Genomic DNA, 6,699 nt, shown 5'->3' with positions numbered 1-6,699 from the left:
GCGGGGGGTCCGGGGGGCGCCACCACCCAGCCCCCGACCCCCGCGGCCACGCCCGCGGGCTGACCACCCACACCCCCCCGCCGGCGCACCGCATCCGCGGGGCGCCGGCGTCGTCGTACGGCCGGCGAGCCCGCCGCCGTCCCAGCCTCCGGCGAGCCCGCCGCCGTCGCGGGACCCGTTGAGTGTCCAGGACACGCCGGTCGCCGTGCTCCTCAACGGCGAGTCCTGGACACTCAACGGAAGTGGTGGCGCACCCGTGTCCGTCCCGTCCGCGACCTCACGCCGCACCCACGCGCCCGTCGAGTGTCCACGACACTCTGCATTCCGCCCGCGGGTGCGGCGAGTCTTGGGCACTCAACACCGTGTGGGCGCCAGACGGGCGGTCCGGGCATCTGGGACACCCGCAACGCCGCCCCGCTCAGGGCGCGGTGGCGCGCTATGCGGTGAGGAACCACCACCAGATCAGCAGCATCGTCGTGCCGAAGCCGGCGATCTGGTTGAGCCAGAGGAAACGGTTCCATCCCGCGGTGGCGCGGTCGCTCTCGGCATCCGTCACGTTCCGATACGGCCAGCAGACCACGAGGTACGGGATCACCAACACGGCCGCCAACGGCCCCGGCCAGGCGGTGAAGAGCATCGCCACGCCGGCCAGCGCGTAGGCGGTGAGGGCGAAGCGCACGGTCCACCGCGCCCCTCGGGCGGTCGCGATCGACGAGATGTCGGCGGCGCGGTCGGCCTCGACATCCTGCACGGCTCCGAAGGCGTGCGACGCGATGCCCCACAGCGCGAAGGCCACGAACACGAACACCAGCTGCGGCGTCCAGACGGCCCCCGCGAGCACGAAGCCGTACACGGCGGGGGAGAAGAAGTGGATGCTGCTGGTCATCGAGTCGAGGAACGGTCGTTCCTTCAACCGCAGCGGGGGAGCGGAATAGAACACGACGAAGAACAGGCTGAGCGCGAGCACGAGCCACGACAGCGGCGAACCGATGATGACCAGGTACACCACGAACGGCAGACACGACAGGGCCGAGGCCCACAGCGTGATCGGGTGCATCTGTTTGGCGAGCACCGCGCCGTGTGTGCCGCCCTTACGGGGGTTGCGCAGGTCGGACTCGTAGTCGAACACGTCGTTCACGCCGTACATCGCGAGGTTGTACGGCACGAGGAAGAAGATGATGCCGACGATCAGCGGTGCATCGATCTGTCGGGTCGTGAGCAGGTACGCGGCGGCGAACGGGAAGGCCGTGTTGATCCAGCTCACCGGACGAGACGACACGAACAGCTCGCGAACGATGCGAACAGGTGTCAGCGCGGGCAGAGTCATGCGGCATCCTTCGACGACGTGTGGGGGGAGAGCAGCGTGAACACCGCCGGGACGAGGAATGCGGCGCACAGCGGATACGCGAAGTCCTCGATCGGGGCGAGCCCGATGCGCAGTCCACTGAGGTGCTCGGCGGGGTAGGTGAAGAGGTCGACCGCGATCATGACGTTGTCGAACACCAGGGTGAGCGCGACCAGTACCAGGGCGAGAAAACCCGAGGATGCCATACGCTCACGGAACCGCGGGCGCTCTCGCGTCGCAAGAGTCACCAGCACCGTGACGATCACGAACGGCAGGACGATCAGCGGATACGTCACGCGCGCCCCCGGACGCCGGCGCGAGCCCGCGCGCGCGCCCGTCGCTCGAAGACCGCGAACATCACGACCGACAGGTAGCTCAGGAACAGGAGGAAGAAGACCTCTTCGAGCGGCAGGTGGGGGGCGAGCTCGACCCCCACGAAGAGCGGACTCTCGCCCTTCACGAACACCCCCGTCACGATTCCCACGGCGTCCCACACGAGGAAGAACGCCGTCGCGATGAGCACCGTCAGGGTCGTGCGCAGCGGGGCCACGCGCAGCGCCAGCGAGAACTTCACGTCGATCGCGATCATGCCCGCCAGCGAGAACAGGATCGCGCCCAGGTAGATCCCGGGCACCTCAGACCGCCGCGCGGACGGGCTCTGCGAGGGGGCCGGCGGAGGTATCGCCCGTCAGGCGCTTGACGACGAGTTCGGCCGAGATGAGGCACATCGGCAGGCCGATGCCCGGGAGCACCGAGGTTCCCGCGTAGAACAGGTTCTTCACCTTGCGCGAACGGTTCTTGGGGCGGAAGATCGCGCTCTGGGTCAGCGTGTGCGCGAGTCCGAGCGAGTTGCCGTGCCAGGCGTGCAGGTCGTGCGCGAAGTCCTCGGGTGCGATCGTCTTGCGCACGACGATGCGCTCGGCGAGATCCGGGATGCCGGTCCACTCGGCGATCTGCGCGATGACGCGATCCGCGGCCTTCTCGATGCGCTCATCGCCGGCGCCCGAGACGCCGCCGCGCCCGCTGGCGGGGTCGGCGGGAACGGGGACCAGGACGAAGAGGTTCTCGTGGCCCTCGGGCGCCACCGAGTCGTCCGAGGCGCTCGGCCGGCAGATGTAGATCGACGCGGGGTCGGGGATCATCTTGTTCTCGCCGAAGATGGCATCGAAGTTGGTGTGCCAGTCGTCGGTGAACAGCAGGGTGTGGTGGGTGAGCTGGGGCAGCTCGCCCTTGACGCCGAGCAGCAGCAACAGAGCACCGGGGCTCGGGACCTTGTCCTTCCACCACTTCTCGGGGTACTGGCGGTCCCTCTGCTCGAGCAGGTCGTTCTCGGTGTGGTGCAGGTCGGCGCCCGAGACCACGGCATCCGCCGAGATGACGCGTCCATCGGCCAGACGCACGCCGCGCGCGACACCCGATTCGGTGATGATGGCATCCACCGGGGTCGAGGTCTCGATGCGTACGCCGCGCTCGCGCGCGAGCTTCTCGATCGCGGTGATGATCTCGGTCATGCCGCCCTTGGGGTAGAGCACGCCGTCACCCAGGTCGAGGTGGCTCATGAGGTGGTACAGGCTCGGCACCTCGAAGGGGGACCCGCCGAGGAACACCGCCGGGTAGGCGAGGATCTGCTGCAGGCGGGTGTTCGCGAAGTCGGTGGTCACGCGGTTCCAGAGCGTCCGCGTGAGCAGCGGGATGAGCGTGGGCAGGCGCTTCACGAGCGCCGGGTCACGCAGTCCCTTCGTCGACGAGTACGGGTCGTAGAGGAACTTCGACGTCGAGAGCTCGTACGCGTCTTTCGCGGAGTCGAGGTAGGCGTCGATGTTGTCACCCGAGCCGGGCTCGTGCTCCTCGAAGAGCGCACGCACGGCCTCACGCCCCGAGACGATGTCGATCGGCTCGCCCTTTCCGGGAGGGCCGTAGACGCGGTACGCCGGGTCGAGGCGCACCAGGTCGAGCTGCTCCGCGGCGCTCGTGCCGAGCAGTCGGAAGAAGTGGTCGAACACCTCGGGCATGAGGTACCAGCTGGGGCCCGTGTCGAAGCGGAAGCCGTCGCTCGCCCACGATCCGGCGCGACCACCCAGGGCGTCGCGGGCCTCGAAGAGCTGAACGTCGTGCCCGCGGTCGGCGAGGAGGGCTGCTGTGCCGAGTCCGGCGATTCCGCCTCCGACGACGACAATGCGCTGGGCGCTCATGAGCGGGAACCTTTCGGAGGACGCCCGAGGAGGGCGCGGGCGGCAAGAGTGGCTTTGACACCGTCGGGGACGCGGACGCGAGGGGCGCCGGCGGGGGTGGAACGCAAGCGGCGCGACAGCTCGGCGAAGAGGTCGTGTGCGGTGGTGACGGCGGCCCGGCAGTCGGGCGGGAGATGCGGGATGACGGATGCCGCGGCGGCGAGGTCGGCGTCGATCCGGTCGAGCACGGCGGTGCGCCGCTCGTCGTCGGCCGCGCCGTCGAGGTAGTCGCGGCCGAGGCGGTCGGCGTCGTCGGAGAGGTCGCGCAGGAAGTTGACGTCCTGGAACGCCGCGCCCAGGCGCCGGGCGCCGTCGACGAGGTCGGCCGCCGGGCGGGCGGGAGCCGACATTCCGGCGTTGAGGAACACCTGCAGGCACATCAGCCCGACCACCTCTGCAGACCCGTAGACGTACGCGTCGTGCGACAGATCGTCGTGGGCGGCGGTGTCGATGTCGGTGCGCATCGAGGCGAAGAACGGGGCGATGAGGTCGGCGCCGATGCCGCACTCGCGGGCGGTGCGGGCGAAGGCGTGCACGATGAGGTTGGCGCTGAATCCGGTGGCGATGGCATCCATCACCTCGTTCTCGAGCCCGTCGAGGACGGCGCGTTCCCGCTCGGGGGTGAGGCCGGCATCGTGGGCGGGACCGTCGACGATCTCGTCGGCGACGCGCACCAGGGCGTAGACGTTGCGCACGTGCGGGCGCGGGCGCGCACCCAGCAGGCGCGTGGCGATGCCGAATGAGGTGGAGTACCGACTGATCACCGCGGCCGCGGCGTCGTCGGCCGTCTGCGAATAGAGTTCGAGTCCCGTGTGGGCGGTGCTCACGGAACGCGCTCCGCCACGGTGTCGACGAGGTCGAGCAGCATGGCCTTGCACGCCGACGGCAGCATTGCTCCTTCGACGATCATGGTGGCTTCTTCGAGCGTCTCGTAGACCATGCGCTCGAGGGCCTTTCGCGCTCCGGATGCCGAGAGCGCGGCTTGCGCTGCGCGGATGGCCACGGGACCGGTGTGGGCCTGTGCGAGCGCGAGGCTCACCTCGGGCCAGTCCTCGGTCTCGCGGGCGAGGGAGATCAGGTGCGTCTTCTTCGCTTCGCGCAGGTCGCAGCCCTCGTCCTTGCCGGAGACGGCGGGGGTGCCGAAGGCGCCGATGAGGTCGTCGATCAGCTGGTAGGCGAGCCCCAGGCGTTCGCCGAAGCGTTCGAGGGCGTGGAGCGCCGCGTCACTTGCGCCGGCCATCACGGCGCCGGCCTGCAGGGGAGCAGAGAACGAGTAGACGGCGGTCTTGTCGCGCGTGGCCGCCAGGACGGTCATCGCATCGACGTCGCCCGCGGAGACGGCGTTCTCGACGTCGGCGAGTTCGCCCGCGGCCGAGACGATCACGGCATCCTCGACGAGACGTAGGAGTTCGGCGCGCATGGCCGCCGGCACGTCGGCCAGGGCGACGAGTCGCCCCGCCTCGTGCAGGAGCATGTCACCGGCGAGGATTCCCGCGGCGTTCCCGAGCAGGGCGGCACCCGCTTCGTCGGCGCCTCTCTCGAGGCCGCGTTGGCGGAACTCGCCCCCGATGTTCGGGATGCCACGGCGCTCGAGGTCGTGGTCGATGACGTCGTCGTGCACGACGAAGGCCGTGTGCAGCAGTTCGAAGGCTGCGGCGACCTGCCAGAGCGCCGAGAGCGCGACAGCGTCACCGTCGAGGGTGTCGTAGGCGGCCGCGACGAGCAGGGGACGGAAGCGCTTGCCCCCGGTGGCAGCGCGGCGGATGGCGGATGCCAGGGCACGCGCGCCCTCGCCCAGCGGCCCGACGCGGTACTCCAGGCGTTCCAGGGCCGTCTCGATCGCGTCTTCGATCTCTTGCCTCGCGGTGGGGGCAGAGGGGACGGCGACGATCACGATGCTCTCCTCACGGCGGGTAGGGCGTCGAACAACGCGAGCTGCCGAGCCTGCATGACCAGCCACGGGCTGAACGCCCAGGGTGTCGCGGCGAGCGACGCGGCGAGTTCGAGGGGGTCCACCCAGCGGTGCTCGGCGACCTCGTCGGGGTGGGGCTGCGGCTCCTCGTCGGTGCGAGCCACGTAGACGGGGCAGATCTCGTGCTCGACGATGCCGCTCGCATCGACGGCGCGGTAGCGGAAATGCGGAAGGGCGAGTTCGAGATCGCGCACGCGGAGCCCGACCTCGAATCCGGCGCGGCGATGGACGGCCGCGATCATGGGTTCGCCCGGGGCGGGGTGCCCGCAGAACGAGTTGGTCCACACGCCCGGCCAGGTCTTCTTGTGCAGTGCGCGCCGGGTGACCAGCACCTGACCGTCGCCGTTGACGACGTGACACGAGAACGCGAGGTGCAACGGGGTGTCGGTATCGTGCACACTCGCCTTGGGCGCCGTGCCGATCTCGCCTCCGAAGTCGTCCAGAAGGACGACATACTCGGTCTCGCTCATCGTGCCTCCTGTTTGCTAGTTTAGCTAGCGATGTGAGCCTGACTATACCCAGGCGGAAAGGGGGTGTCCACCGTGACCAGCCCCGTGTCGACCTCTGCTAGCCGACCCCGTGTCGCCCAGTCGCTGCGCGCCATCCAGACGCTGAGCGACGCCCTCGATCGCATGCACAGCGGCATGAAGGGCGATATGGACATGAATGCCAGCGACCTCGCGACGCTGCGCATGCTCACCATCCGCGAGCATCGCGGGCAGATGGTCAGTCCGCACGACGTGGCCTCCCATCTGCGCATCTCGACGGCCTCCACCACCAAGCTCATCGACCGACTGGTGGCGTCGGGCCACCTCGAGCGTCGCCCGCACCCCTCCGACGGTCGCGCGCGCGTCGTCGTGCTCACCGACAAGTCGCGACGGGAGTTCTTCGAGCACTTCGGTGTTCACCTCGGCGCCATGCGCGAGATCGCCGACCGCTTCGACGACACCCAGCTCGCCACCGTCACGCGCTTCATGGACGAACTCACCGAGGCCATCACGACCGACGACTGACCGGCTCCTGCGCGAATCTCGCAGGGACGCCCCTGTCTCTGTCGGAGGATCAGGCCGCCGCCTACCGTCGCGGCGCCGGCCCTCGCGCCACGCGCACGCCGACGTCGTCGAACCCCTCCCGCGGCCGCCCTCCCCGAC

The 6,699-nt window shown here is 69.6% G+C and carries 8 protein-coding genes; 1 reads left to right on the top strand and 7 read right to left on the bottom strand.

What is annotated here, in order from left to right:
- Window positions 1–436 precede the first annotated feature (436 nt).
- Genes RWP81_RS12975 through idi form a run of 7 tightly spaced genes read right to left on the bottom strand, consistent with a single transcriptional unit; the run spans window position 437 to window position 6,018 of the window.
- The gene (locus tag RWP81_RS12975; protein ID WP_314456739.1) at window positions 437–1,327 is read right to left on the bottom strand and encodes a prenyltransferase; all 891 of its coding nucleotides are present in this window, start codon (window positions 1,325–1,327) and stop codon (window positions 437–439) included.
- Window positions 1,324–1,641, bottom strand: coding sequence for a lycopene cyclase domain-containing protein (locus tag RWP81_RS12970; protein WP_314456737.1), 318 nt, complete (start codon window positions 1,639–1,641; stop codon window positions 1,324–1,326). Before RWP81_RS12970 ends, RWP81_RS12975 begins: the two co-directional genes overlap by 4 nt.
- Entirely contained in the window at window positions 1,638–1,979 is a 342-nt protein-coding gene (locus tag RWP81_RS12965; protein WP_314456735.1) for a lycopene cyclase domain-containing protein, read from the bottom strand. Before RWP81_RS12965 ends, RWP81_RS12970 begins: the two co-directional genes overlap by 4 nt.
- A gap of 1 nt (window position 1,980) precedes the next feature.
- Window positions 1,981–3,537, bottom strand: a complete 1,557-nt coding sequence (crtI, locus tag RWP81_RS12960; protein WP_314456734.1) for a phytoene desaturase family protein — start codon at window positions 3,535–3,537, stop codon at window positions 1,981–1,983.
- On the bottom strand, window positions 3,534–4,403 hold the full coding sequence (locus RWP81_RS12955; RefSeq protein ID WP_314456732.1) for a squalene/phytoene synthase family protein: 870 nt from the start codon (window positions 4,401–4,403) through the stop codon (window positions 3,534–3,536). The genes crtI and RWP81_RS12955 overlap by 4 nt, the downstream gene beginning before the upstream one ends.
- Window positions 4,400–5,470 (bottom strand): polyprenyl synthetase family protein, encoded by a 1,071-nt coding sequence (locus tag RWP81_RS12950; protein ID WP_314456730.1) that lies wholly within the window; start codon window positions 5,468–5,470, stop codon window positions 4,400–4,402. The genes RWP81_RS12955 and RWP81_RS12950 overlap by 4 nt, the downstream gene beginning before the upstream one ends.
- A complete protein-coding gene (idi, locus tag RWP81_RS12945) occupies window positions 5,467–6,018 on the bottom strand; it encodes an isopentenyl-diphosphate Delta-isomerase (protein ID WP_314456727.1) in 552 nt (183 codons plus the stop codon). Before idi ends, RWP81_RS12950 begins: the two co-directional genes overlap by 4 nt.
- A gap of 63 nt (window positions 6,019–6,081) precedes the next feature.
- On the opposite strand from idi, the gene RWP81_RS12940 reads away from it, so the two are divergent.
- Window positions 6,082–6,561, top strand: a complete 480-nt coding sequence (locus RWP81_RS12940; protein WP_314456725.1) for a MarR family transcriptional regulator — start codon at window positions 6,082–6,084, stop codon at window positions 6,559–6,561.
- Window positions 6,562–6,699 lie beyond the last annotated feature (138 nt).

Origin of the sequence: uncultured Microbacterium sp. (assembly GCF_963521695.1) — a bacterium.
Classification (GTDB): Bacteria; Actinomycetota; Actinomycetes; order Actinomycetales; family Microbacteriaceae; genus Microbacterium.
This window is presented reverse-complemented; position numbering and strand designations above follow the sequence as displayed.

What these genes read in the sequence shown, in the direction of transcription:
- RWP81_RS12975 (WP_314456739.1), bottom strand. Translation starts at nt 1,327, where the DNA reads ATGACTCTGCCCGCGCTGACACCTGTTCGCATCGTTCGCGAGCTGTTC.
- crtI (WP_314456734.1), bottom strand. Translation starts at nt 3,537, where the DNA reads ATGAGCGCCCAGCGCATTGTCGTCGTCGGAGGCGGAATCGCCGGACTC.
- idi (WP_314456727.1), bottom strand. Translation starts at nt 6,018, where the DNA reads ATGAGCGAGACCGAGTATGTCGTCCTTCTGGACGACTTCGGAGGCGAG.